Source organism: Geothermobacter hydrogeniphilus, from assembly GCF_002898515.1.
Taxonomy (GTDB): domain Bacteria; phylum Desulfobacterota; class Desulfuromonadia; order Desulfuromonadales; family Geothermobacteraceae; genus Geothermobacter_A.
Window position 1 is genome coordinate 1 of sequence record NZ_PPFX01000043.1, and the last position, 26,574, is coordinate 26,574.

24 protein-coding genes are annotated in these 26,574 nt (G+C 62.2%); all 24 read left to right on the forward strand.

Annotated elements, in window-relative coordinates; all coding sequences use genetic code 11:
* Nucleotides 1-415 precede the first annotated feature (415 nt).
* The 24 genes from C2E25_RS14685 to C2E25_RS14800 all read left to right on the forward strand — a co-directional run bounded on the left by C2E25_RS14685 (nucleotide 416) and on the right by C2E25_RS14800 (nucleotide 26,272).
* Nucleotides 416-2,692, forward strand: a complete 2,277-nt coding sequence (locus tag C2E25_RS14685; protein WP_103116478.1) for a DNA translocase FtsK — start codon at nucleotides 416-418, stop codon at nucleotides 2,690-2,692.
* A gap of 155 nt (nucleotides 2,693-2,847) precedes the next feature.
* Nucleotides 2,848-3,912: a hypothetical protein gene (locus C2E25_RS14690; RefSeq protein WP_103116479.1), complete on the forward strand. Its 1,065-nt coding sequence runs from the start codon at nucleotides 2,848-2,850 to the stop codon at nucleotides 3,910-3,912.
* Between the two features lie 80 nt (nucleotides 3,913-3,992).
* Entirely contained in the window at nucleotides 3,993-4,352 is a 360-nt protein-coding gene (locus C2E25_RS14695; RefSeq protein ID WP_158247280.1) for a DUF3135 domain-containing protein, read from the forward strand.
* 60 nt (nucleotides 4,353-4,412) lie between these two features.
* The gene (locus C2E25_RS14700) at nucleotides 4,413-4,979 is read left to right on the forward strand and encodes an HDIG domain-containing metalloprotein (protein WP_103116481.1); all 567 of its coding nucleotides are present in this window, start codon (nucleotides 4,413-4,415) and stop codon (nucleotides 4,977-4,979) included.
* A 120-nt stretch (nucleotides 4,980-5,099) separates the two neighbouring features.
* A complete protein-coding gene (gene larB, locus C2E25_RS14705; protein WP_103116482.1) occupies nucleotides 5,100-5,858 on the forward strand; it encodes a nickel pincer cofactor biosynthesis protein LarB in 759 nt (252 codons plus the stop codon).
* Nucleotides 5,855-7,042 carry a nickel pincer cofactor biosynthesis protein LarC gene (larC, locus tag C2E25_RS14710; protein WP_103116483.1) on the forward strand — a complete coding sequence of 396 codons (1,188 nt, stop codon included), beginning with the start codon at nucleotides 5,855-5,857 and terminating at the stop codon, nucleotides 7,040-7,042. The genes larB and larC overlap by 4 nt, the downstream gene beginning before the upstream one ends.
* Nucleotides 7,039-7,521: a phosphatidylglycerophosphatase A gene (locus tag C2E25_RS14715; protein ID WP_103116484.1), complete on the forward strand. Its 483-nt coding sequence runs from the start codon at nucleotides 7,039-7,041 to the stop codon at nucleotides 7,519-7,521. Before larC ends, C2E25_RS14715 begins: the two co-directional genes overlap by 4 nt.
* 62 nt (nucleotides 7,522-7,583) lie before the next feature.
* On the forward strand, nucleotides 7,584-8,102 hold the full coding sequence (locus C2E25_RS14720) for a CinA family protein (protein ID WP_103116485.1): 519 nt from the start codon (nucleotides 7,584-7,586) through the stop codon (nucleotides 8,100-8,102).
* A gap of 1 nt (nucleotide 8,103) precedes the next feature.
* Nucleotides 8,104-10,095 carry an ATP-binding protein gene (locus C2E25_RS14725; RefSeq protein WP_103116486.1) on the forward strand — a complete coding sequence of 664 codons (1,992 nt, stop codon included), beginning with the start codon at nucleotides 8,104-8,106 and terminating at the stop codon, nucleotides 10,093-10,095.
* Nucleotides 10,070-10,687, forward strand: a complete 618-nt coding sequence (thpR, locus tag C2E25_RS14730; RefSeq protein ID WP_158247281.1) for an RNA 2',3'-cyclic phosphodiesterase — start codon at nucleotides 10,070-10,072, stop codon at nucleotides 10,685-10,687. The genes C2E25_RS14725 and thpR overlap by 26 nt, the downstream gene beginning before the upstream one ends.
* Before the next feature lie 35 nt (nucleotides 10,688-10,722).
* Entirely contained in the window at nucleotides 10,723-11,745 is a 1,023-nt protein-coding gene (gene recA / locus C2E25_RS14735; RefSeq protein WP_103116488.1) for a recombinase RecA, read from the forward strand.
* A gap of 3 nt (nucleotides 11,746-11,748) precedes the next feature.
* A complete protein-coding gene (locus C2E25_RS14740; RefSeq protein ID WP_103116489.1) occupies nucleotides 11,749-12,921 on the forward strand; it encodes a type IV pilus twitching motility protein PilT in 1,173 nt (390 codons plus the stop codon).
* Between the two features lie 59 nt (nucleotides 12,922-12,980).
* Nucleotides 12,981-13,415 (forward strand): regulatory protein RecX, encoded by a 435-nt coding sequence (locus C2E25_RS14745; protein ID WP_233189448.1) that lies wholly within the window; start codon nucleotides 12,981-12,983, stop codon nucleotides 13,413-13,415.
* A gap of 20 nt (nucleotides 13,416-13,435) precedes the next feature.
* Nucleotides 13,436-16,081 carry an alanine--tRNA ligase gene (gene alaS / locus C2E25_RS14750; protein WP_103116507.1) on the forward strand — a complete coding sequence of 882 codons (2,646 nt, stop codon included), beginning with the start codon at nucleotides 13,436-13,438 and terminating at the stop codon, nucleotides 16,079-16,081.
* 23 nt (nucleotides 16,082-16,104) lie between these two features.
* Nucleotides 16,105-17,247, forward strand: a complete 1,143-nt coding sequence (locus C2E25_RS14755) for a hybrid sensor histidine kinase/response regulator (protein WP_103116491.1) — start codon at nucleotides 16,105-16,107, stop codon at nucleotides 17,245-17,247.
* Between the two features lie 106 nt (nucleotides 17,248-17,353).
* Nucleotides 17,354-17,884, forward strand: coding sequence for an ATP-dependent protease subunit HslV (gene hslV / locus C2E25_RS14760; protein WP_103116492.1), 531 nt, complete (start codon nucleotides 17,354-17,356; stop codon nucleotides 17,882-17,884).
* Entirely contained in the window at nucleotides 17,881-19,212 is a 1,332-nt protein-coding gene (gene hslU / locus C2E25_RS14765; protein WP_103116493.1) for an ATP-dependent protease ATPase subunit HslU, read from the forward strand. The genes hslV and hslU overlap by 4 nt, the downstream gene beginning before the upstream one ends.
* Before the next feature lie 112 nt (nucleotides 19,213-19,324).
* Nucleotides 19,325-20,224: an acetylglutamate kinase gene (gene argB / locus C2E25_RS14770; protein WP_103116494.1), complete on the forward strand. Its 900-nt coding sequence runs from the start codon at nucleotides 19,325-19,327 to the stop codon at nucleotides 20,222-20,224.
* Between the two features lie 103 nt (nucleotides 20,225-20,327).
* A complete protein-coding gene (locus C2E25_RS14775) occupies nucleotides 20,328-21,536 on the forward strand; it encodes an acetylornithine transaminase (protein ID WP_103116495.1) in 1,209 nt (402 codons plus the stop codon).
* Nucleotides 21,533-22,441, forward strand: coding sequence for an ornithine carbamoyltransferase (argF, locus tag C2E25_RS14780; RefSeq protein ID WP_103116496.1), 909 nt, complete (start codon nucleotides 21,533-21,535; stop codon nucleotides 22,439-22,441). The genes C2E25_RS14775 and argF overlap by 4 nt, the downstream gene beginning before the upstream one ends.
* 114 nt (nucleotides 22,442-22,555) lie before the next feature.
* Nucleotides 22,556-23,170: an RDD family protein gene (locus tag C2E25_RS14785; RefSeq protein WP_103116508.1), complete on the forward strand. Its 615-nt coding sequence runs from the start codon at nucleotides 22,556-22,558 to the stop codon at nucleotides 23,168-23,170.
* A 101-nt stretch (nucleotides 23,171-23,271) separates the two neighbouring features.
* Nucleotides 23,272-24,495 (forward strand): argininosuccinate synthase, encoded by a 1,224-nt coding sequence (locus C2E25_RS14790; RefSeq protein WP_085011213.1) that lies wholly within the window; start codon nucleotides 23,272-23,274, stop codon nucleotides 24,493-24,495.
* Nucleotides 24,496-24,591: 96 nt separating this feature from the next.
* Nucleotides 24,592-25,083 carry an NUDIX domain-containing protein gene (locus tag C2E25_RS14795; RefSeq protein WP_103116497.1) on the forward strand — a complete coding sequence of 164 codons (492 nt, stop codon included), beginning with the start codon at nucleotides 24,592-24,594 and terminating at the stop codon, nucleotides 25,081-25,083.
* A gap of 19 nt (nucleotides 25,084-25,102) precedes the next feature.
* A complete protein-coding gene (locus C2E25_RS14800; protein WP_103116498.1) occupies nucleotides 25,103-26,272 on the forward strand; it encodes a hypothetical protein in 1,170 nt (389 codons plus the stop codon).
* Nucleotides 26,273-26,574: the final 302 nt, after the last annotated feature.

The window sequence follows — 26,574 nt, forward strand, 5'->3', positions numbered from 1 at the left end:
CCTGTCATTAACGACACAAAGCCCTTGCAAAAAGGGGGGAGACCATATACGGACTATACAGGCTGAAGCGAAAATTCGAGCGTTTGAGCACAGATTTCGGCTCAATTGCAGCCTCATAGCAGCGGCTATGGGGCAAAATGGAGCTGGGATATGGGCCGAACGCGCGGATTTGCAGCCAGTTCATCAACAGCCTCCTAGCGGGCTGATGAAAAACGTCCATCTGCTGCGTTACCCTTCCCCCGCGTCAACGACGGACCTTCCGGTACGCCTTATGCCGCGGGGCTGCGGACGCCTTGCAACTGGACATTTTTGTTCTGCCTCAGGAACCTGACGTTTCAACACCCTGCCGGTCTGCCGGCAACCGATTCCGGCAAGATTGCCAAATACTTACGGATTGCGCTATAGTGCGCTGGTTATGAGCGACGACAACAAACCATTTTTCCGCGAGCATCTGCAAAAGGAAATCGCCGGTTTTTTCTGGCTGGCCTTCGGCATCTTTACGCTGTTGAGCCTGGTCTCCTTCAACATCAACGATCCTTCCTTCAACAACAACCTGCATCCGCCGCAGATCAGCAACTTCGGCGGCGTGGTCGGTGCCCACCTGGCCGATCTTTTCTTTCAGCTTATCGGCCTGCCGGCCTTCCTGGTGCCGCTGGCCTGTTTTCTGTTCGCCTGGCGGCTGCTCAAGTTCCGCGATGTCAAGGTACGCCTCTACAAGATCGGCGCCTTTCTGCTGCTGTTGCTGAGCCTTGACGGCCTGCTGGCCCTGCACTGGCGACTGGTCAGCCCCTTCGGCCAACCGATCAACGAGGCCGGCGGAGCGTTGGGCCGGATGTTCGCCGATCTGCTGCGCGGCTATCTCAACCTCACCGGCGCTTTCATCGTGCTGCTGGTTTTTTTCCTGGTCGCCTTCATGCTGGTAGCACGCTTTTCCCTGGTGCTTTTCCTGGAAGGCCTGGCCGAGCGAGCCGGAACCTTTCTCAACAAGCGCCGGGACGCGCGGCGCGCCCGAAAAAAGCAGAAGGCCCTGGTCAAGGGGGTCAGACTGGACAAGGAACCGATCATTGTCCAGACCGAACCGGTGCAGCTGCCGCCGCCCGCCCCCAAGGTCACCCGCGGCAAACGCAGAAAGAAGGAGCCGCCGGAAGAGCAGGAGGCGTTCGAGTTTCTCGAACCGACCGGCACCTACCACCCGCCAACCCTCAACCTGCTTGACCACGAGGGTGCGCCGGCGCCGCCCGTCGACCGCGACGCGCTGATGATGAACGCCCGTCTGCTGGAGAAAAAACTGAAGGACTTCGGTGTTGACGGCGAGGTTTCCGAGGTCAAGCCGGGTCCGGTGGTCACCATGTACGAGTTCGCTCCGGCGCCGGGGGTCAAGGTCAACAAGATCGCCGGGCTGGCCGATGACCTGGCCATGGCCCTGCAGGCGTTGTCGATCCGCATCGTCGCGCCGATTCCCGGCCGCGGCGTGGTCGGGATCGAAATTCCCAACAAGCAGCGGGAAACCGTCTACCTGAAGGATATTTTCCTGTCGTCGGAATTCCAGAAAAGCGGCGGCAGACTGCCGATGGCGCTCGGCAACGATATCTTCGGTCATACGGTCGTCTCCGATTTGGCCAAGATGCCCCACCTGCTGGTCGCCGGTTCGACCGGCAGCGGCAAGTCGGTTTCCATCAACACCATGATTCTCTCGCTCCTCTACCGGGCGACGCCGCACGACGTACGGCTGATCATGGTCGACCCGAAAATGCTCGAACTCTCCATCTACGAGGGGATTCCCCACCTGCTGCTGCCGGTGGTCACCGACCCGAAGAAGGCGTCGCTGGCCCTGGCCTGGGCGGTGCGGGAGATGGAGCGGCGCTACAAACTGATGGCCGACAAGGGCGTGCGCAATATCGACGGCTACAACAAGAAGGTCGCCAAAGAAGAGAAAGAGGCGGAAAAACTCAGGGCGCGCGGGAAGATGGTCGTCGAGGAGGTGACGGAAGCACTCGACCCCGATGCCCCGATTCCGGATCCGGAAGAGGTGCTCGACCATGGTCACCTGCCCTATATCGTCGTCATTGTCGATGAACTGGCCGACCTGATGATGGTTGCCGGACGCGAAATTGAGGAGAGCGTCGCCCGCCTGGCGCAGATGGCCCGCGCCGCCGGCATCCACCTGATTCTCGCTACCCAGCGACCGAGCGTCGATGTCATCACCGGCCTGATCAAGGCCAACTTCCCGACCCGCATCTCCTTCAAGGTCTTCTCGCGCACCGACTCGCGCACCATCCTCGACTCGATGGGGGCCGAAAGTCTGCTCGGTATGGGTGACATGCTCTTCCTGCCTCCCGGAACGGGGGTTTTGCAGCGCGTTCACGGCGCCTTCGTCTCCGAACTGGAAGTCCAGCGGGTGGTCGATTTTCTCAAAAAACAGGGCGATCCCGAGTACGACAAGAGCATCCTCGAAGCCCCGGCCGCTGCCGACGGCGGCGGCAGCGGTGATGATGACTATGATGAAAAGTGGGATGAAGCCCTGGCCATCATCAGTGAAACCCGCCAGGCCTCAATCTCGATGCTGCAGCGCCGCCTGCGCCTCGGCTACAACCGGGCGGCGCGGATGATCGAAAAGATGGAGCAGGAAGGAATCGTCGGCCCCTCCGACGGCACCAGCCGCCCGCGCGAGGTGTTTATCGGTAAGATGTGAGGTTCGAGGTACAAGGCTCAAGGTTTTAACCTCGCACCTCCAGCCTCCAGCCTCCAGCCTCCAGCCTCCAGCCCGATTTCTGAACCCACGTTCACCGTTACCCCCTTGTTCACAATCACTGAACAGGCTACAATGATGAACAAGGAGCCACAGGGATGGGACGCAATCTGACCGACAACGAAAAACGAACACTTGAAGACTGCCTGCGCAACCTGCGTTCCCTGCGGGGCTGCGAGGCGGCCTACATCGAACCCGGCAGCAACCCCGCCGACCCCGATGCTCTTCATCTCAAGGGCCCCTGGGGAGAACTCGACTACCTGGTCATGACCCGGCTGCGACTTTCAACCGCCGGTGCCGAGATTGCCATCAACCAGATCAAAAACGGCCCCGCACCCGACCGTTCCCTGCTGGTGACCGACTACATCTCCGAGGATTTAAGCCGCAAACTCCGCCAGAGCGGCGTTGATTATGTCGATGCCGCCGGCAACGCCAGCCTGCAACGACCGCCTCTCTACGTTGAAGTCAGCGGCCGCAAACGCGTGGAGCGCCGAGGGCGCAGCAGCCGGGCCTTCCAGCCGGCCGGGCTGAAACTTGTTTTTCTGCTGCTGCGGGTGCCGCAGGCGGCGCGCTGGACCTACCGGGACCTGGCTGGAGAGGCGGGCATCGCCCTCGGGGCGGTCGGCCCGATCCTGCGCGAGCTTGAAGAACTCGACTATCTGAGAAACAGCGGCGGGCAGCGCCTTCTGCAATCCCGTCATGACCTGTTGCTGCGCTGGGAACTCGGCTACGGTGAACGGCTGCAGCCGAGCCTCGACTGCCAGAGATGCCGCCTCGCCGCCGGGCTGAAGATCTCGGACCTGCCGAACCTGATCGAACAGCAGGGCATGACAGAGACGGTTCTCGTCGGCGGCCGACTCGGCACCTGCCTGCTGCTGCAGCAGGGAACAGCCACCGGGGCGAGCCTGCACTACGACGGTGATGCCCTGCGCACCATGCTGCGACTTCAGTTGATCCCCGACCCCAACGGCCGGATTCGATTGATGAAACGCTTCGGCCATGCCGACCACTGGCAGGGCTGGCGCCCGCAGAGCGCCCGGATCGCCGATCCGCTGCTGCTGCATGCCGAACTTCAGTTGGACGGAGCCGACTCCGACGATCTGCAGCAACGTTTGTTTCAACGTTATCTTATGCCCCGTTTCGCCGAAGAACGGATTGAATGACTGGAGCCGGGACAGGGCTGAACGCACTGCCTCGGGAGAAAGAAAGGCCGGCATGCCGGCACAACCGACGGAGGTATCCCATGCTGCCGCAAGTTGACGACACCCGGGCCATCATCGATCGCCTCAGCGCCCTGATCGACACCGACCCGGAGCAATTCGAGCGCGAAAGCCGCGCCATTATTGAACAGACCATCGCCAGTTTCCCCGAACATCACCGCCACCGCGCCCGGGGGCTGCAATTCAGGATTGACAACGCCCTCGCCCAGTGCTCCGATCCCCTCTCGCGAATGAACAAAATGGTGGAAATTTTCTGGGAACAATTCCGCCAGTTTCACGACATCCTCCACGACCCGGAAAAAGTTCTCAACGAACGGGAATCGAACCGCGAGGTCTGCAAGGTGATCCCCCTGCGGGGCTCCGACACCAGGCAGGCGGGATAAGAAAGGCAGGAACCCTTTTTTTCTGCTATGCTGACCATCTCACCCCCAAGGGAGACGGCAATGAGCTACGGTATGACCCGCGACCAGGCTCTCGACCTGGTTCGGCAACACATTGAAACCCCCAACCTGATCAAGCACTCTCTGGCCAGCGAGGCGGTGTTGCGCGCCATGGCACGCCGACTGGGAACCGACGAAGAACAGTGGGGACTGGCCGGACTGCTGCATGATCTGGATGTCGAACGGACGGCTGACGACCTGGCACGCCATACCCACGAGACGGTGCGGATTCTCTCCGAACGGGGCCTCGATGCCGAGATCATCGAGGCGATCCGCCTGCACAACGAGGAGGCACACCCCGACCGCCGCAGTTCTACCTTTCACCACGCGCTGGCGGCGGGCGAAACCATCACCGGGCTGGTTATCGCCACCGCGCTGGTCTACCCGGATAAAAAACTCGCGTCCGTCAAACCGAAGTCGGTCCGCAAACGCATCAAGGAAAAATCCTTCGCCGCCGGCGCCAACCGTGACATCATCCGGGAGTGCGAACTGGCCGGCATTCCTCTCGATGAATTCTGCGAACTGTCGCTCAGGGCCCTGCAGGACATCGCCGGCGACCTGGGGCTGTAGCCACCCCGCCCACAGCGTCGGCCGTTCCCGGAGCCGGAGCCCCGCCCCGCGATTGGCAAAGCCCCACCCGGCTGTTATAGTTAAATCTTTTCCTGCCACCGCAACGAGCTTCGACTATTTATGAACCAACGGGAATTGAAAAATCTCCTGGCCGAGATCAGGGACGGCCGTATTGACCTTGATGAGGGGCTGGCGAGGCTGCGGCATCTGCCTTTCGAGGATATCGGCATCGCCCGGATCGACCATCACCGCGAATTGCGGCAGGGAGCCCCCGAGGTCATCTTCGGCGAAAACAAAACCCCGGAGCAGCTGCTGGCCATCGTCTCCGCCATGACCGGTCGACAACGGAATATTCTCGTCACTCGGCTGGATGAAGAGAAAGGCGGGCTCCTGGCCAGCCGCTGGACCGAGGGAGACTACGATCCTCTCGCCCGGACCTTCTGCCTGCAGTTGTCTCCCCTGCCCGACCTGCACCGGGGACCGCTGCTGATTGCCTGTGCCGGGACGTCCGACCTGCCGGTCGCCCGCGAAGCAATGGTGACCGCCCGCATGTTCGGGATCCAGGTTGAGGAACTGACCGATGTCGGCGTCGCCGGCATCCATCGCCTGCTGGCTGAAACCGATCCTCTCAGCCGGGCCGCGGCGATCATTGTTGTCGCCGGAATGGAAGGGGCCCTGCCATCAGTCGTCGGCGGCCTGGTCGCGGTCCCGGTCATCGCCGTGCCCACTTCGGTCGGCTACGGCGCGGCCTTCGGCGGCGTTGCCGCCCTGCTCGGCATGCTCAATTCCTGCGCCGGCGGAGTCACCGTGGTCAACATCGACAACGGCTTCGGCGCCGCCTTCGCCGCCGCGCGCATCTTGAGACGACAACCGGCATGAAGACGCTCTATCTCGACACCTTTTCCGGCATCTCAGGAGACATGCTGCTCGGTCTGCTGATCGATCTCGGGCTGCAGACACGGCAACTGGAAGAGGGGTTGAAAGGATTGCCGGTCAGCGGCTGGCGGTTGCGGATCGGACGCGAATCCCGTCAAGGGCTCGGCGGCACGCGGGTCGAGGTTCTCTGCGACACCGGTCAACCGCAGCGACACTGGAAGGAAATTGACGCCATGCTGGCCGGCAGCGACCTTCCGCAAACGGTCCGTGATACGGCCCGGCGGATTTTCCGGCGGCTGGGCGAAGCTGAAGCGAAGGTCCACGGCTGCGATATCGACCAGGTCCACTTTCACGAAGTCGGCGCCGTCGACGCGATCATCGATATCTGCGGCGCGGCCCTGGGGCTCTCCCTGCTCGGCATCGAACAGTTGATCTGTGCTCCGCTGCCCCTCAGTCGAGGGTTCGTCGACACCGCCCACGGCCGCATGCCGCTGCCCGCTCCGGCCACCGCCGAGCTGCTGACCGGGCACCCGGTCTGCGATGCCGATTCCGGTTATGAACTGGTCACCCCCACCGGGGCGGCCATCGTCGTCACCCTGGCACGTTTCGGTTCCCTGCCACCGATGCGGCTCGACCGGGTCGGCTGCGGTGTCGGGGGACGCGATCTTGCCGACCGGCCCAACCTGCTGCGGGGCTTTCTCGGCCACAGCCGGAAGTCAGATCCGCAGCGAGACCAGGTCGCGGTGCTGGAAAGTCACCTTGACGACGGCAACCCGGAATGGCTCGGACACCTGATGGACCAGCTGTTTGCGGCAGGAGCCCTGGACGTCGTCTTCAGTCCGCTGCAGATGAAGAAAAACCGCCCGGCAACGGCGGTCCGCATCCTGGCGCGGCCGGAACAGGCCGACGCTCTGGCGCAACAGCTGCTGCGCCAGAGCAGCGCCGGCGGGGTCCGCATCGACCTGCAGCGGCGCCTGAAGCTTCGCCGGGAGGCGGGCCGGGTTTCGACCCCCTGGGGCGAGGTCGCGGTCAAACTCTTCTTCGACGGCGGCAGATTGTTGCGGGTTACCCCCGAGTTCGAAGACTGCCGGCGACTCGCCGAGCGGCATCAGATTGATTTGCCGGATATCTACCGCGCTGTCGAACGGGCAGCCGACGTACTCTTCACCCGGAAGGAACAGGAATGACGGAAGCGGATCACGCCCGCGGCACAGAACCGCGACTGGCGCTGCTGCTGGCGACCAACGGCGGTCTCGGCCTGGCGCCGGTCGCATCGGGGACCTTCGGCACCCTGGCCGGGATTCCGGCTTTCTGGCTGCTCAGCCATCTCGGCGGATTTCTCTATACCCTGGCCTGGCTGCTGCTGCTGGTCATCGCCGTTCGCGTCTCCGACCGTGCCGGCCGCTATTACGGTGTTGCCGACGACGGACGCATCGTTATCGATGAACTGCTCGGCTACCTGGTCACGGTGGCCCTGCTTCCCTTCAGCTGGACGGCGGCGATCCTCGGTTTCCTCTTCTTCCGCCTCTTCGACATCGCCAAACTGCCGCCCGCATCCTGGTTTGACCGGGAGATGAAAAACGGTCTCGGGGTCGTTCTCGACGACGTCGCCGCCGGTATTTACGCCGCCCTGGCACTGCGTTTCTGCCTGGCGATTTTCACCTGAAACTGGAGGCTGGAAGCTGGACCTTGAACCTTGAACCTTGAACCTCGATTGAACCTTTGCCCATGCCCGACGCCATCGACATAGAGGTTCCGACAACCGGCAGCGAAAAAGTCACTGCCGAGCTGCTGATCCGCTCCGGCCTGACCCTGGCGCTGGCGGAGTCCTGCACCGGCGGCCTGATCGCCGCCCGGCTGACCGAGATTCCCGGCGCCTCGGCCTTTCTCGAACGGGGCGTGGTCTGCTATGCCAACAGCGCCAAGCGGGACTGGCTGCAGGTTCCCGAAGCGATCCTCAACGGGGTCGGCGCAGTCAGCAGCGAGTGCGCCGAAGCCATGGCGCGCGGTGTTCGTGCCGCGGCGGGAACCGATCTCGGACTGGCGGTCACCGGCATTGCCGGGCCCGGCGGCGGAACAACGGAGAAGCCGGTCGGCACCGTCTACCTGGCCCTGGCCGATGGCGACCGGCTCCACTGCGAGCGACTGTTCCTCAGCGGCAGCCGCCGTCGTATCCGGGAATTGACGCTGGCAAAGGCCCTGGACTGGCTGCAGTCTGCGGCCCGCAGGCATCTGCAGGAGGATTGAGATGCCGTTGCCGTTCACCGAACTTTCAACCGTTGCCGGTCTGATCCTGTTCCTACTTGTCCTGGCGGCCTTCTTCATCCTGGGCCTGTCGCTGGCCCGCAGCCGACGGCAGGTCCGCAGACTTGCCGCGGAACTGGAAGCCCGACAGCAGCATATCGACACGCTGGAACAGGACGTCAGCGCGGCCCGCCTGCGCAGCCGACAATTGCTCACCTTTGCCGGCGACGCGATGTTTTTTCTCGATGCCGCCGGCGAGCGCCTGGTGGAACAGAACCGAACCGTCTGTGAACTGTTCGGCTATTCCGCCGCGGAACTGGACGGGATGAACCTCGACAACCTGTTTCCCGGACACCAGAAACGCCGCTACCAGCGCCTGGTCAAGAAGGTCCGCAAATACGGCTATGGAGAAGAGGGGGAACTGCTTTTTCGCCGCAAGGACGGCTCGACCTTCATCGGCGCTGTCCACGCCCGTCTCGGAACCCTGGGCCATGAGCAGGTTGTTCACGGAACCGTCCGCGACGTCACCGCGATCAAGCAGATCGAAAACGAACTGCGTCGTAAAAACCGCGACCTGGCCCTGCTCAACCGCATCGCCCACAGCGCCGCCTCCAGTCAGGATCTGCAGAGCCTGCTCAACGGACTGCTGAAAACGGTCGTCGAAACCCTCGACACCACCGGCGGCGGCATTTTCCTGCTGCGACATGCCGGCAGTGCCCTGCACCTTGCGGCCGGCCTGAATATCTCCTCCGAGGTCAACCGGGAACTGGCCCGCATCCGCCCCGACCAGGGGCTGATCGGCAGGGTGATCAGCAATGGCCGACCGCGTTCCACCACAGACCTCAACCATGATCGGCGACGCTGGTCGAAAACGGTTCTGGAGGACGGCTGGAAAGGATTTTTAGCGGTTCCGATAGGAATCGCCGGCCGCACCCTCGGCGTCCTCTTCATTTACAGCCGCAAAGCGCGGGTCTTCACCCGCGAGGAAACCCAACTGCTGATGGCCATCGGCCGTCAGGCCGGAACCGCGGTCGAAGGGGCCGAGCTGCTCGATGCCTTGCGCTGGCAGAACCGGCTGACCGAGGCCAGCAACCGGGAACTCGAGGCGTCCCGTCACCGGTTGAAGGAGAACCTGCGCCGCCAGCAGGAAGCGACCCGCACCCTGGAACGCCTGGAACGGATGAAAAACAATTTCCTCGCCCTGGCCTCCCACGAACTGCGCACCCCGCTGACCTACATTCTTTCCGGATCGGAACTGCTGCTCGACAACAGCAAATTGCTGAATCAACAGCAGCAGCAACTGCTGCAGGCGGTCCATCGCGGGGGTGAGCGGCTGCAGGAAATTGTCAACGATCTGCTCGAAGTGGCCAGGCTTGAAGCCCAGAGCATCTACCTCGGCAAGGAAAAGATCCGCCTTGTCCCACTGCTCTCAAGCATCGGCAGCAACCTGGAGAGCCGTCTGGAAAAGCTGCAGCTGCAGCTTTCCATCGACCTGCTGCCCGAAATCGAATTGTACGGCGACCCCGACCACCTGCGGCGGGCCGTGCAGCGGGTGCTGGAAAATGCCGCCAAGTTCACCCCGCCCGGCGGCATGATCGACATTACGGGGCGGAATATAGCGGCCGCCGACCTGGTCGGCCGCAAGGAAAAGTTGAAACCCTTCACCACCAACTTCTTCGATCGCCCGTTGCATCCCGCCTACCTGCAGTTGACCATCCGCGATACCGGAGTCGGCATCGACCCGGAAGAGCAGGTCCATATCTTCGACAAGTTCTATGAAGTCGGTGAGATCACCAGTCACCACACTTCGCAGGCCAGTTTCGGCGGCAAGGGAGTCGGCCTCGGCCTGACCCTGGTGCGCGGCATGATCGAAGCCCACGGCGGGATGATCTGGGTCGAATCGGCCGGCACCGCCGATGGCGGTCGGGGCAGCAGTTTCCACATCGTACTGCCGCTTGAAGGGGAGACGGATGCCGTCGCCGCCACCGGGACCTGAAGCTGCCGACCTCCGCCGCAGCTTTATCGCCATCCCCCTGCCGGAAGAATACAAAAAACATCTCGAGGCTGTTCAACGGCAGATAGGCGCCATCCTTCCTCCAATCCGCTGGAGCCGGTTTGACAACCTCCACCTGACCCTTCGTTTCCTGGGCGACCGGAACGAGGAAACGCTTGAACAAGTTGCTGTTTCTATGCTATCGGTAGCTCGTTTAAGCGCGGCCTTCGAAATCCACTTTCAGCAACTCGGTGCCTTCCCGACACCACGCCGGGCGCGGGTCATCTGGCTGGGGCCGGATTCGCTCATGCAGCTGACCCGACTGCACCGAAAACTTGATGATGCACTTCGCAGCTGCGGCATCCCACCGGACGAGAAACCGTTCCGCCCGCACCTGACTCTCGGTCGCATCCGGGGCCGGCCGCTTGACCTGAGCGAACCGCTGACCCGGCTCGGCGCCATTGACGGCGGACGGCTTCGAATCGGCAGCATGGTACTCTATGAAAGCCGTCTGCTGCCCGGCGCCGCCAGGCACCTGCCGCGGGCTGAAGCTAACCTGGGCGGCGTGACATATTCTGACACGACAGCGGACTAACCTGATCCCAACCTGAATGGGAGGACAAGGAAATCATGGCGGACAACAATCGCACCCGCAGCATCGAACTGGCCATGGGGCAGATCGAAAAACAGTTCGGCAAAGGCAGCATCATGCGCCTCGGCGACGACAACAGCCTGCCGGATGTCGAAGCGATTTCGACCGGCGCCCTGTCGCTGGACATCGCCCTCGGCATCGGCGGCGTTCCCCGCGGCCGGGTCATCGAGATCTACGGTCCCGAGTCGTCTGGCAAAACCACTCTCGCCCTGCATATCGTTGCCGAAGCGCAGAAAAACGGCGGCATCGCGGCCTTTGTCGATGCCGAGCACGCCCTTGATGTGCAGTATGCCGGGAACCTCGGCGTCAACACCGACGATCTGCTGGTTTCCCAGCCCGATACCGGCGAGCAGGCACTGGAAATCACCGAGGTGCTGGTTCGCAGCGGCGCTATCGACGTGCTGGTGGTCGATTCGGTCGCCGCCCTGGTGCCGCGCGCCGAAATCGAGGGAGAGATGGGAGACACTCACGTCGGTCTGCAGGCACGACTGATGTCACAGGCGCTGCGCAAGCTGACGGGAACCATCAGCAAGAGCAACTGCTGTGTCATCTTCATCAACCAGATCCGCATGAAGATCGGCGTCATGTTCGGCAACCCGGAAACCACCACCGGCGGCAACGCGCTGAAATTCTACGCCTCGGTGCGCATGGATATCCGCCGCATCGCCGCCATCAAGCAGGGCCAGGATGTGATCGGCAACCGTACCCGGGTCAAGGTGGTGAAAAACAAGATCGCCCCGCCCTTCAAGGAAGCGGAATTTGATATCATGTACGGGCGCGGCATTTCCCGCGTCGGCGACATCATCGACCTCGGCGTCGAACACGGCATCGTCGACAAGAGCGGCGCCTGGTATTCCTATGCCGGTGAACGGATCGGCCAGGGGCGTGAAAATGCCAAGATCTTCCTCAGCGAACATCCGGAAACCGCCGACGCCATCGAAGCGAAGCTGCTGGAGCATTTCGGTCTGCTTGTCAACCCGGCGGAGGCGCAGGGAGCCTGACGCATGGAACTGAATGATATTCTCGGACTGGCGCTCAAGGCCCGGGCGTCCGATATCCATCTCAAGGCCGGGCTGCCGCCGATCTATCGCATCGACGGCAGCCTGCGTCCGTTGCCGAAAGCGCCGCGCATCAGCCCGGAGGAGACCCGGCAGATCGCCCACGACATCATGAACGATGTACAGCGGGCGCGGATGGAGGATGTCCACGAAGTCGACCTCTCCTACGGAGTACCCGGACTCGGTCGTTTCCGCGTCAACGCCTTTCTGCAACGCGGCTCGGTATCCCTGGTGTTCCGGACCATCCCCTTTGAATCCAAGAGCATCGACCAGCTGCTGCTGCCTCCGGTGCTGAAAAAACTGGCCGATGAACCGCGTGGCATGATCCTGGTGACCGGCGCTACCGGTTCCGGCAAGTCGACCACCCTGTCGGCCCTGCTCGATCACATCAACAACCACCGCACCGCTCACATCGTCACCATCGAGGACCCGATCGAGTACCTGCATCGCGACAAGAAAAGCATCATCAACCAGCGCGAGGTCGGCTTCGACACCGAGGGCTTCGACATCGCCCTGAAGAGCGCCCTGCGCCAGGACCCGGACGTCATCCTGGTCGGCGAAATGCGCGACTACGAGACCATCGAAACCGCCATCACCGCCGCCGAGACCGGTCACCTGGTGCTCTCCACCCTGCACACGGTCGACGCCCCGGAGACCATCAACCGGATCATCGGCGTCTTCCCCCCCTACCAGCAGCGCCAGGTCCGCATGCAGCTGGCGTCGATCCTCAAGGGGGTCATCTCCCAGCGGCTGGTGCCGCGCGCCGACGGCAAGGGCCGGGTGCCGGCCATCGAGGTGATGGTCTCCTCGGCACGGGTACGGGAACTGATCGAGGACAAGGAAAAGACCAGGCTGCTGCGCGACACCATCGCCCAGGGCTATATCGCCTACGGCATGCAGACCTTCGACCAGTCGCTGATGCAGCTGCTGCAGAAGAAGCTGATCACCTTCGACGAAGCCCTGCGCCAGAGCTCCAACCCCGATGATTTCAAACTCAAGATGTCGGGAGTCTCTTCCACCTCGGACGGCACCTGGGAAGATTTTGAAGACAAGGATGCCACGATCGAGGGCCGGGACGAACTCAAGGATGGCGAGACCATCCACCTCGACCGTATCTAGGCGTGGATGACCGGGAGCGTAAGAATCGCCCCGGGGCACGGGAGCAGGACCCTTGGCCCGTGGCCCTGCGACTGCTCACCCGTCGGGACCACAGCCGTGCCGAGTTGCAGCGCAAATTGCTGCAACGCGGCTTTGACGCCGAGGCCGTCACGCGAGTCCTTGACCGCTGCCGGCAGCTCGGCTACCTGGATGATCGCCGCTATGCCGAGCAGCTTGCCCGCAGCCTCGCCGGCAGCGGCCGGGCGGTCGGCCGACGCCTGGAACTTGAGCTGAAAAAACGCGGCATTGAAAGCAGCCTGGTGGAACAGGCCTGCGCCGCTGTCGACGCCCGGACCGACCGCGGGAACCTGATCATCGACCTGGCCGCGCGACGTTATCCCGGGTTCGACTATGCCCGGGCGGATGACGCCCGGCGCCGCCGGGTGGTCAATTTTTTTCTGCGCCGCGGATTTCCCCTCGGGGAGATTCTCGCCGCGCTCAACAGTGAACGATAAAGAAGGATGCACCAGACATGTTGACCGGAAGCCAGATCCGCCAGAAATTTCTCGACTACTTTGCCGCCAGGGGGCACACCGTCGTCTCCTCCTCCTCCCTGGTGCCGCACAACGATCCGACCCTGCTGTTCACCAACGCCGGCATGAACCAGTTCAAGGACTGCTTTCTCGGCGCCGAAAAACGCAGCTATGTCCGCGCCGCGTCCTCGCAGAAATGCGTCCGCGCCGGCGGCAAGCACAACGACCTCGAGAACGTCGGCCGCACCGCCCGCCACCACACCTTTTTCGAAATGCTCGGCAACTTCTCCTTCGGCGATTATTTCAAACCGGAGGCAATCGCCTTCGCCTGGGAGTTCCTCACCGGAGAGCTGCAACTCGACACTGACCGCCTCTATGTCACCGTCTACACCGACGATGACGAGGCGGCCGACATCTGGCACAAGCAGGAAGGGGTTCCGAAAGAACGGATCTTCCGCTTCGGCGAAAAGGACAATTTCTGGTCGATGGGCGACACCGGTCCCTGCGGCCCCTGTTCGGAAATCTTCTGGGACAACGGCCCCGGCACCGGCTGCGGCAGTCCCGACTGCGCCGTCGGCTGCGACTGCGACCGTTACATGGAGATCTGGAACAACGTCTTCATGCAGTTCGACCGTCAGCCGGACGGCACCCTGGTGCCGCTGCCGAAACCGGCCGTCGATACCGGCATGGGACTGGAACGGATCACCACCGTAATGCAGGGTGTAACCTCCAATTACGACACCGACCTGCTACGGGACGTGATCCGCAATATCGAACAGCTCTCCGGCAAGCGTTACGGCGACCGGGAGGACGATGATGTCTCGATGCGGGTTCTGGCCGACCACAGCCGCGCCACCGCCTACCTGATCGCCGACGGCGTACTCCCCTCCAACGAGGGCCGCGGCTACGTGCTGCGGCGGATCATGCGGCGCGCCATGCGTCATGCCAAGATGCTCGGCTTCGAAGACCCGATCCTCTACCGGACCGCCGTATTCGTGCTTGAGTTCATGGCCGAGGCCTACCCCGAGGAAGCCGAACGCAGGGATTTCGTCGCCAGGGTGGTGCAGAACGAGGAACATCGTTTCATCCAGACCCTCGGCAACGGCCTGCGCATCCTGCAGGATGAAGTGGCCAAACTCAAGGCCGACGGCCGGTCCCGCATCCCCGGCGAGACGGTTTTCAAACTCTACGACACCTATGGCTTTCCGGTCGACCTGACCGCCGACATCGTCGAGAAGGACGGTTTCAGTCTTGATGAGGAAGGCTTCGAAAGCTGCATGGAGCAGCAACGCGCCAAGGCCCGCGAACACTGGAAAGGATCTGGAGAGGAAGCGATTTCGGCGGTTTACAAGCAATTGGTCGACGCCGGAATCCGTTGCCGTTTCAGCGGCTACCAGACCCTTGAAGACCAGGGAGATGTGCTGGCCCTGGTCCGCGGCGGCGAACGGATCGACGAGGCGGTCTGCGGCGAAACAGTCGACGTCATTACCGCCGTCACCCCCTGCTATGGGGAATCGGGCGGCCAGGTCGGCGACACCGGCGAGATCTGCACGGCAAACGCGACGCTGCGCATTCTCGACACCAGGAAACCGCTGCCGGATCTTCACGTCCACCTCTGCGAAGTGGTCACCGGGGCCATCCGGACCGGGGATCGGGCGACCCTGCGGGTTGACGCCGAACGCCGTCGGCAGATTGTCATCAACCATACCGCCACCCATCTGCTGCAGGCGGCCATGCAGCGCATCCTCGGCGACCATGTCAAGCAGGCCGGCTCGCTGGTCGAACCGGAGCGGCTGCGCTTCGACTTCACCCACTTTTCCCCTCTCAGCGACGACGAACTGCGCCGCATCGAAATCGAAGTTAATCGCCAGATCCGCGCCAATGCCGCTGTCCAGGCCGAGGAGATGTCCGCCGATGCCGCCAGGGAAGCCGGGGCCATGGCCCTGTTCGGTGAAAAATACGGGGATGTGGTGCGGGTCATCAGCATTGATGATTACAGTAAAGAACTGTGCGGCGGCACCCATGCCGAGGCGGCCGGCGACATCGGCCTGTTCCGCATCATTTCCGAAGGAGGCATCGCCGCCGGCGTCCGCCGCATCGAGGCGGTCACCGGCCAGTGCGCTCTGGAACGGGTGCAACAGCAGCAGCAGGTTCTCAACAGCGCGGCCGGCCTGATCAAGTCCGACCCGGAACAGCTGCCGCAGCGGCTGGAGAAACTGCTCGAACAGCAGAAGGAGCTGGAACGGGAAGTCAGCAGACTGCGCTCTGAACTGCAGGCTGGCCAGGCCGGAGATCTGCTGGCCAAAACGGTTGAGATCGCCGGCATCAAAGTACTGGCCACGGCGGTGGAAAGCATGAACGGCAAGCAGCTGCGCGAGATGGCCGACAAGCTGCGCGACAAGCTCGGCAGCGGCGCGCTGGTCCTCGGCTGTGAATTCAACGGCAAGGCCAACCTGCTGGTTGCCGTCAGCAAAGACCTGACCGACCGCCTGCATGCCGGACAACTGGTCGGCAAACTGGCGGCCGGCATCGGCGGCCGGGGCGGCGGTCGTCCCGACCTGGCCCAGGCCGGCGGCAGCGAACCGGACAAACTGGCCGCCACTCTTGAACAGACCACGACACTGATCAAGGAGCAACTGGACGGCTGAACCAAAGGAAAATCGGCACCTTCATGAAATTATCGTCCCGTCCGGGGCCCGCCCTGGAACAACGGCAGTCCGATCGCACCATTCTCATCGTCGACGACGAAGAAGTGCTCCGCGATCTCTGCGCCAGGGCCCTGGACAACTACCGCACCCTGCAGGCCGCGGATGGCCGGGAAGCCCTGGAAACACTGGGCAGAGAACCGGTTGACCTGGTCCTGACCGATGTCATGATGCCGGGAATGAACGGCCTTGACCTGCTGCAGGAGATCAAGCAGCAGAATCCCAACCGGGCGGTGGTGATGATGACCGGCTACGGTGACAAGGAGGTCATTCTCCGGTCACTGAAGTTGAACGCCGATGATTTTATCAGTAAACCGATCAACCTGCTGCAGTTGCGCACCACCATCGGCAAGGTGCTGGAAAAAATAAGCCTGCGTGAAGAGCTGATCGAACTGCAGAAGATGGATCAGCTCAAAAGCGACTTTCTCGGCCTGATTTCGCACAAGCTGAAGACCCCGGTTACGGTTATCTCGCTGTTCATTCAGAACCTGGCGCGGGAATTTGAAAACCACCCGGATGCCGCGGTCCACCGCAACCTCGCACTGATCCAGGAAGAGTCGAACTACCTGGCCAGCCTCATCCAGGACCTGCTGCAGTACAGCGGCAAGGTTCTCAACCCACGCCCGCCCCACCGCACCCTGGTCGACTTTGCCGATCTCGTCCCCGCCATCCTGGTCGAACTGCGGGAGCAGTCCACCCTGCACGGGCTGGAGATGATCTGCGATCTGCCGAACGACCTGCCCGCGGTCAGAGTCGACCAGGAACAGATCCGTTTCTGCCTGCGGGCGCTGCTCGACAATGCCCTGAAATTCACCCCCGAAGGCGGCAGGGTCACTTTGACGGCAGCGGCCGGAGCGGAATACATCGAACTCAGCGTAACCGACACCGGGCCGGGCATCGCTCCTGACCAGCAGCAGAAAATCTTCAAAAAATTCTACCAGATCGATCCTGACAACACCGGGCAGGTCCGCGGCTTCGGTCTCGGGCTTTATTACGCGCGGGAGTTCCTCCGCGCGCACGGTGGTCGACTCGACGTGCGAAGCCTCCCCGGCCGCGGCGCCACCTTCTCCCTGAGCCTGCCGCTCGCGCCCGAAAAAGAAGACCGTTGAGGCCGCTTTCGTCCTTTTTCTCCCCGTCCCGCTATGATATATTTGCGTTTTTCGCAAATTGACCTTAACTGATCAAATCAATCCGGTTCCCGTTGAGGAGAAACCCATGTTCCGCGGCACCACCATCATCTGCGTGCGCAAAGACAATGATGTCGCCCTGGCCGGCGACGGCCAGGTCACCCTTGGCAACACCGTCATGAAGCATACCGCGCGCAAAATCCGCCGACTGCATGACAACCAGGTTCTGGCCGGATTCGCCGGCAGCACCGCCGACGCCTTCACCCTGTTTGATAAATTCGACACGAAACTGAAGGAGTTCCGCGGCAACCTGACCCGCGCCGCGGTGGAGATGGCCAAGGACTGGCGCACCGACCGGGTGCTGCGCCGTCTCGAAGCACTGCTGATTGTCGCCGACAGCGAAACCACCCTGATTCTCTCCGGCGCCGGCGATGTCATCGAGCCGGATGACGGCATTGCCGCCGTCGGTTCCGGCGGCAGCTTCGCCCTGGCCGCCGCCCGCGCCCTGGCCGCCCATTCCGATCTCGACGCCCGCGCCATTGTCGAACAGTCGCTGCGGATAGCCGCCGGTATCTGCATCTACACCAACGAGCAGATCACCGTGGAGGCGCTGCCATGAACAACTTCACCCCGCGCGAGATCGTCTCGGAACTGGATCGTTACATCATCGGCCAGCAGCAGGCCAAACGTTCGGTCGCCATCGCCCTGCGCAACCGCTGGCGCCGGCAGCTGGTCGCTCCGGAACTGCGGGAGGAAATCGCGCCGAAGAATATCATCATGATCGGGCCCACCGGGGTCGGCAAAACGGAAATCGCCCGCCGACTGGCCAGGCTGGCCCAGGCTCCCTTCATCAAGGTCGAGGCGAGCAAATTCACCGAGGTCGGCTACGTCGGTCGCGATGTCGAAAGCATGGTCCGCGATCTGCTGGAACTGGCCATTGTCATGGTCAAGGAAGAGGAAGCTGAAAAGGTCCGGGTCAAGGCGGAGGACGTCGCCGAAGAACGGCTGCTGGATCTGCTGCTGCCCGGCGAGGCGCACCGTTTCGACGAAACCGCCGCCGCCCAGCCGGGCTCAACCCGGGAAAAACTGCGCAAACTGCTGCGCGACGGCAAACTCGACGACCGCTTCGTGGAACTGGAAACCCAGGAAAGCCACGTACCGACCATGGAAGTCTTCACCCCGCAGGGCACCGAGGAAATGGGTTTCAACATCAAGGAGATGTTCGGCAACCTGTTCCCGAAGAAAACCAGGCGCCAGCGCATCAAGGTCAGCGAAGCCCGCGAAATCCTGGTGCAGACCGAGGCCGAAAAGCTGGTCGATATGGACCAGGTCAAGCAGCTCGCCCGCACCCGCGCCGAGCAGAGCGGCATCATCTTCATCGACGAGATCGACAAGATAGCCGCCCGCGAAGGGATGCAGGGGCCGGAGGTCTCGCGCGAGGGAGTCCAGCGGGATATCCTGCCGATCGTGGAGGGCAGCACCGTCAACACCAAGTACGGTCCGATCAGGACTGACCATATTCTCTTCCTGGCCGCCGGCGCCTTCCATGTCAGCAAGCCGTCCGACCTGATCCCGGAGCTGCAGGGACGGTTCCCGGTCCGGGTCGAGCTGGAGAGTCTCGGGGAAGCGGAATTCGTCCGTATCCTCACCGAACCGCGCAACGCCCTGATGCGCCAGTACATTGCCCTGCTGGAAGCCGAGGGGCTGGAGCTGACCTTCGAGGATGAAGCGATTCACGAGATCGCCCGCACCGCGGCACTGGTCAACGAGCGCACCGAGAATATCGGCGCACGACGGCTGCACACGATCATGGAACGGCTGCTCGAAGAGATCTCCTTTGACGCTCCGGAGATGACCGAAAAACGCCTGACCATTGACGCCGACTACGTGCGTGACAGGTTGGCCGACATCGTCGAGGACGAGGATCTGTCGAGGTATATACTTTAAAAGCGGAATGCGGCCAAAGGCGAAGGGCGAAAGGAAAAAGCGGCCCCAGCCTTTAGCCTTTAGCCTTTAGCCTTTAGCCCTTAGCCCTTAGCCCTTAGCCCTTACTGAGCCTATGCAGAAACTGATTGAGAAAGCCAATGTCCTGACCGAGGCGCTGCCGTGGATCAAGCGCTTCTACGGCAAGACCATCGTCATCAAGTACGGCGGCAACGCCATGGTCGAGGAACGGCTCAAGGAGAGCTTCGCCCGCGACATCATTCTGATGAGATACATCGGTCTCAACCCGGTGGTGGTGCATGGCGGCGGTCCGCAGATCGGCCAGGTCCTCGAAGCGATGGGAATCGAAACCCGCTTCGTGCAGGGGATGCGGGTCACGGACGCGGCGACCATGGGCGTGGTCGAGATGGTCCTCGGCGGCAAGGTCAACAAGGAGATCGTCGCCAACCTCAACCGCCACGGCGGCCGGGCGGTCGGTCTGACTGGCAAGGACGGCGGACTGATCACCGCCCGCAAGCTGGAGATGAAACAGCTCAATCCCGACACCCTGACCCCGGAAATCATCGATATCGGCATGGTCGGCGAAGTCGAGCAGATCAACCCCGAGGTCATCGAAGCGCTGGAACAGAGCAATTTCATTCCGGTCATCGCCCCGGTCGGCATCGGTGCCGACGGCCGTTCCTACAATATCAACGCCGACCTGGTCGCCGGGCGTATCGCCGGAGCGCTGCGGGCGGAGAAACTGATCCTGCTGACCGATGTCGAAGGAGTCCGCGGCAAGGACGGCAAGCTGATCTCGACCATCGACCACCGCCGGGTGTCGGAACTGATCGCCGACGGCACCCTGACCGGCGGCATGATCCCGAAGGCCAACTGCTGCGTCGAGGCCGTCAGGGCCGGGGTCGGCAAGACCCATATCATCGACGGGCGAATGGAACACGCCTGTCTGCTGGAAATTTTCACCGACAAGGGGATCGGCACCGCGATCGCCGATTTTGACAACCCCCAGGCGTGAGGCACGAGGCTCGGGGCAAGAGGTTCTGTTGGCCGCCCCTGGCGGCCCATTCGACCTCGCGCCCCTCGCCCCGCACCCCGCGCCTGTTCCCGAAGGGAACCATATGACCACATCAGCCAACTGGATATCACGGGGTGAGCACGTCATCACCCGCACCTATGGTCGCTACCCGCTGGTCCCGGTACGCGGTGCCGGGTGCCGGCTGTGGGATGCCGACGGCAGGGAATATCTCGACTTTCTGGCCGGGGTCGCGGTCAACAATCTCGGCCATTGTCACCCGCAGGTGGTCGCAGCCCTGCAGCAGCAGGCGTCGACCCTGCTGCACTGCTCCAACTTCTACCATATCCCCCAGCAGATCGAACTGGCTGAACTGCTGACCGCCAACAGTTTCGCCGACCGGGCTTTTTTCTGCAATTCGGGGGCCGAGGCCAACGAGGCGGCGATCAAGCTGGCACGCAAATACAGCCTGGACAAGCACGGTTCCGACCGTTCCGGCATCATCACCGCGCTCGAATCCTTTCATGGCCGGACCCTCGGCGCCATCAGCGCCACCGGGCAGGACAAGGTCCGAACCGGTTTCGCCCCGACGGTCCCCGGCTTCAGCTACGTCCCCTTCGGCGAGATCGACGCCCTCGAAGCGGCAATCACCCCCGAGACCTGCGCCGTCCTGCTCGAACCGGTCCAGGGCGAAGGGGGTGTCAACCTGCCCCCCGCCGGTTACCTGAAGCAGGTGCGGCAGCTCTGCGACAGACATCAGCTGCTGCTGATTTTCGACGAAGTCCAGGTCGGCTGCGGCCGCACCGGTCACCTCTTCGCCTACCAGCACGACGCCATCGAGCCGGATATCATGACGCTCGCCAAGGCCCTCGGCGGCGGTCCGCCGATCGGCGCGATGCTGTCCACCGAGGAAGTCGCCACCAGCTTCGGCCCCGGCACCCACGGCTCGACCTTCGGCGGCAACCCGCTGATCGCCGCCGCCGGCATCGCCACCATGAAGGTGCTGCTCGAAGGGCATGTTCTGGACAACTGCGTCGCCGTCGGCGCCTACCTCCGGTTCCGCCTGGAGCAGCTGAAAAAGGATTTCCCCTTCATACGCGATGTCCGTGGCCGCGGCCTGATGCTGGGCGTCGAACTCGATATCGAGGGTGCCGACATCGTCGTCCGGGCGATGCAGAAAGGGCTGCTGATCAACTGCACGGTCGGCAGGGTGCTGCGCCTGGTCCCTCCGCTGACCGTCAGCCGCAGCGAAGTTGACCAGGCAATTGATATTATTGAAGATATTTTCCGAGAGATGTCAGGAGTGACCCAATGAACAAAGACTTTCTCTGCCTGACCGACTGGAGCAAGGCGGACCTCGACCAGCTGTTCGCCCTGACCGGCGACCTCAAGGCCCGGCAGAAACGCGGCGAACCGCATCGGCTGCTGGAAGGCAAAACCCTGGCGATGATCTTCGAGAAGAATTCGACCCGTACCCGGGTCTCTTTCGAGGTCGGCATGCACCAGCTCGGCGGCCATGCCCTGTTCCTGCATTCGGGAACCACCCAGATGGGGCGCGGCGAACCGGTCAGGGATACCGGCCGGGTCATGGCCCGCTACTGCGACGGCATCATGATCCGCACCTATTCGCAGCAGGCGGTCGAAGAGCTGGCAACATGGTCGGACGCCCCGGTCATCAACGGCCTGACCGATCTCTACCACCCCTGCCAGCTGATGGCCGATATTTTTACCGTCATCGAACACAAGGGCGGCTACCAGGGATTGACCTTCGCCTGGATCGGCGACGGCAACAACATGGCCAACAGCTGGATCAACGCCGCCGCGGTCCTCGGGTTCAGGCTGTGGGTCGCCACCCCGAAAGGCTACCGTCCCGACAGCGACGTGGTTGCCCGCGCCGAAAAGCTCGGCGCCGACCTCAGCTTTACCGATGATCCGCTGGAAGCGGCGGACGGCGCTGATGTCCTGTCGACCGACGTCTGGGCCAGCATGGGGCAGGAGGAAGAAGCGGAAAAACGCCGTCAGGCCTTTGCCGGATTCCAGCTCGACCGGCGGGTTCTCGACGCGGCGGCGAAGGACGCGATTGTGCTGCACTGCCTGCCGGCCCATCGTGGCGAAGAGATCAGCGACGAGGTGATCGAGTCACCGCAGTCGGTCGTCTTCGACGAAGCTGAAAACCGTCTCCACGCCCAGAAGGCGATTATGGCAACCCTGATGGGATAAAGGGTAAAAGCGGGTAAGAGCAAAAGCGGCTAAAGGCCAAAGGCTAAAGGAGAAAAGACAACCCTTAGCCCTTAGCCCTTGGCCGAACTTAATTTTCAACTTTAACCAACTTATATGACCATCACCTGCCCCCATTGCCGCTATTCGCGCGACATCGATCCGCTGACGGTTCCGGCCAACGTCGTCCGGGTGCTCTGCCCCGAATGCGGCAAGCGGTTTCCCTGGCCGCCGAAGGAACCGGCCGAACCCCGGTCCGAGGCCGAACCTCGCGTCAGGCCGTCTCTGCCCGTGACCCGGACGTTGCCGCAGACCGCCGGCTTCGGCCTGCGTCTGGTGGCGCAGTTGATCGACGGATTGGCCTACGGGCTGCTGACCATCGTCATCGCGATCGGACTCTACCTGATCATTGCTTTTTTCGGCGGCAGCAATGAACGTGTTCTCGGTATGATGAGCGGGCTGGCCCTGTTCACCGTCATTGCCGTCAGCTGGCTGTTCAGCGTTTTCTTCATCGGCTACTGCGGCCAGACCCCGGGCAAGATGGTCACCCGCATCAAGGTGGTCCGCAACAGTGGCGGAGAGATCGGCTTCGGCGCCGCCATCTTCCGCGAACTGGTGGGCAAGTTCATTTCGACCATGCTTTTCGGCTGCGGCTACCTGATGGTGCTGTTCGACGAGCAGCACCGGGGTCTGCACGATAAAATTGCCGATACCAAGGTTGTCAAACTGTGAGTGTCAGTTGTCAGCTGCAAACTGCAAACTGCTAACTGTCAGCTATCAGTTGTCAGTTGCAAACTTTGCATCGTTCAGAGACGTAACCAAGGAGTCATACAATGAGCAAATACGGTTCGGTTAAAAAAGCGGTACTCGCCTATTCCGGCGGGCTGGATACCTCGATTATCCTCAAGTGGCTGATCGAGGAGTACGGCTGCGAAGTGGTCGCCTTCTCGGCTGACCTCGGGCAGGGTGAAGAACTTGACCATATCCCGCAGAAGGCCAAAGATACCGGCGCGGTGGCCTGCCACATCCTCGACCTGCGTGAAGAGTTCGTCCGCGACTTCGTCTTCCCGATGTTCCGCGCCAACGCCATCTACGAGGGCCGCTACTTTCTCGGCACCTCCATCGCCCGGCCGCTGATCGCCAAGGCGCAGATGGAGATCGCCGCCAAGGAAGGCGCAGATGCGGTTTCTCACGGAGCGACCGGCAAAGGCAACGACCAGGTGCGGTTCGAACTCGGCTACTACCATTTCGACCCTTCGGTCAAGGTCATCGCCCCCTGGCGGGAGTGGGATCTGAACAGCCGCTCGGCGCTTGAGGCCTATGCCAAAAAGCACGGCATCCCGATTCCAACCAGCAAGAAATTCCCCTGGAGCAGCGACCGCAACCTGCTGCACATCTCCTTCGAGGGAGACGTGCTGGAAGACCCCTGGGCCGAGGCCCCGGAGGAGATGTACCTGCTCACCCGGCGGCCTGAAGATGCCCCCGACCAGCCGGAATACCTGGAGATCGAGTTCGAGAAAGGGGACGCGGTCGCCGTCAACGGCGAACGGCTCTCGCCGGCGGCCCTGCTTGAGAAGCTGAATGCCTATGGCTACGAGCACGGCATTGGCCGCCTCGACCTGCTGGAAAACCGCTACGTCGGCATGAAGAGCCGCGGCGTCTATGAAACCCCCGGCGGCACCATCCTCGAAGAAGCCCACCGCGGTGTCGAGCAGATCACCATGGACCGTGAGGTGATGAACCTGCGCGACTCACTGATTCCGCGCTACGCGGCGATGGTCTACAACGGCTACTGGTTCTCGCCTGAGCGGGAGGCGCTGCAGACCCTGATCGACGAGACCCAGCAGACGGTCAACGGCGTCGCCCGGGTCAAACTCTACAAGGGACATTGCCGGGTGGTTGGCCGCAAATCGGACACCCACTCCCTGTTCAACCCGGAGTTCGCCACCTTCGAGGCCGATGAGGTCTACAACCAGGCCGACGCCGAAGGCTTCATCAAGCTCAACGCGCTGCGGCTGAGAATTCGTAGTATGATGAATAAAGGCAAGGCCGGTTGAAAATCGAGAAGCGGCGAAGGGCGAAAGGCTAAGGGAATCGGGCCCGGTCAACCTTTGGCCTTTTGCCCTTGGCCCTTCGCCGGGGTTAATGTACCCATGGATTTTCGCAAACAACAGATCAAGACCTCGGTTGTCGCCTGCATCATCGACGAACAGGGACGAACCCTGTTGACCCGGCGGTGTATCGAGCCCTTCTGCAGCCAGTGGGTGATGCCAGGCGGCAAAATCGACCATGGCGAGGCGATCCTTTCCGCCCTGCACCGTGAAGTTGTGGAGGAGGTCGGACTTGAAGTCAGCGTTGAGGAACTGATCGATGTCTACGAACACATCGACATCGGCAGCAAGGGGGATCATTACGTCATCCTCTACTACCGCTGTCGACTGACCGGCGGGGAACTGCAACCGAACGGCAGCGAATGTACCGAGGCACGCTGGGTCACGGAGGAGGAACTGCCCGCCATGGCCCTGCCGCCGGGCTGCCGCTATATTCTCGGCCAGGTTTTCCCCCACCTGCCGTGGGGCAAGCTTTCCGCGGCCATCGACGTGGCCGGGGAGGTTCCCGATCAGCTGCAGATGCCGCGTTCCTGAGAGCATTCCGGAAAACTTTATGGTCCGTATCGTCGAGAAGGATATCCAGGTTGCGTTCCCCCGTGGACACCACCTGCACGCCCTTACCTGCCAGGTGCCGAACCTGCTCGAACGGACCGATTTCGCCTTCCGCATCCGCGAACCGGAACGACAGTGGCGGCAGGTCCGCACCATCCTGGAGCTGGTTGCCGAAGGCCGGGGGAACCTGAAAAAACTCCATTTTCTGCTGCTGCCGGAACTGGTCCTGCCGGCCGAACAGATTTTTGCGGCCCTGGAGCTGATCGAACGCCGGTTTCGACCGAATACCATCACCATCATCGGCCTCGAACACATCAGCCTGGCCCGCTTTCGCGACCTGCTGTGCCGCTACCGTGCGGACAACAGGGAAATCCTCGCCGCCGTCGATCGCGATCTCGATGCCGGCGAGGTGGAGCAGGTGCCGGTCAACAGCTGCCTGATCGCCTGCAAGGAGCAGGACGGCCGACTGCGGGTCTTTTTCGAGGCCAAGAGTCATCCGTTCGGCGGAGAAGAGCATTTCGACGCCCGGCACGACCTTTACCGGGGCAAGGTTTTCCCGCTCTTCCGCTGTCACCCGACCTGCTTCAACTTCATGGCCCTGATCTGTCTCGACTATGTCTACCGCGACCTCTACCAGTCGAACATCAGTGTCATCATCGAACGGGCCAACAAGCTTTTTTTCGAAACCCGGCAACGGCTGGACCTGCTGGCGGTGATCGAATGCAATCCGAAACCTGAACATCAGGCGTTCAGGGATGTGGTCAACGGTTTCTACGGCGAATATCTCGAATACACTCCGGGGGTGCGGGACGCCATCACCCTGTTCTGCAACAGTGCGGCGGGAACCCGCTGCGAAGGCGTCCCGAGCGGAGAAGACGGCTTCGGACATTCGAGTGTCATCATTCACGAGAGCCACAAACTTGAACAGGTTCAGCTGAGTGAATTCGCCACCGACGATTTCGACGGCCTGCCGGTCTGTCGACTGCGATTCGGCAGCGCTCCGCGGCTGTATTTTTTCAACCTGCCGGTCTTTCACGAGCTCGACCCCCGCACCACCCGGGTGCCGCTGAAGATCCATTCCATCTTCCGCCCGACCCGGGACGGAGGATGGACACGGATGAGCAGCGAAGAGCTGGTGGGGCGGGTCGCCGGCAGTGGAAACCTTCTTTAGCGGGCTGATGAAAAACGCCCATCTACGGCGTTGTCCTCACCCCGCGTCAACGACGTACCTTCCGGTACGCCTTATGCCGCAAGGTTACGGGCGCCTTGCATCTGGACATTTTTGCTCAGCCCGGGGAACGTGGCTTTTTCAACTCCCGGCCATGCCCCGGCATTAACACCTGAATCAGTAAGTACCTGTTGGATGGAGAGTGCAAGTGCTTGTTCTGGATGGGATTTTCAAAAATCTGAAGCGCACCCATAGGTTCGCTGGTGATTTTTGGGAAGCTCAGGCAGATCAATGACTTGTGCTAT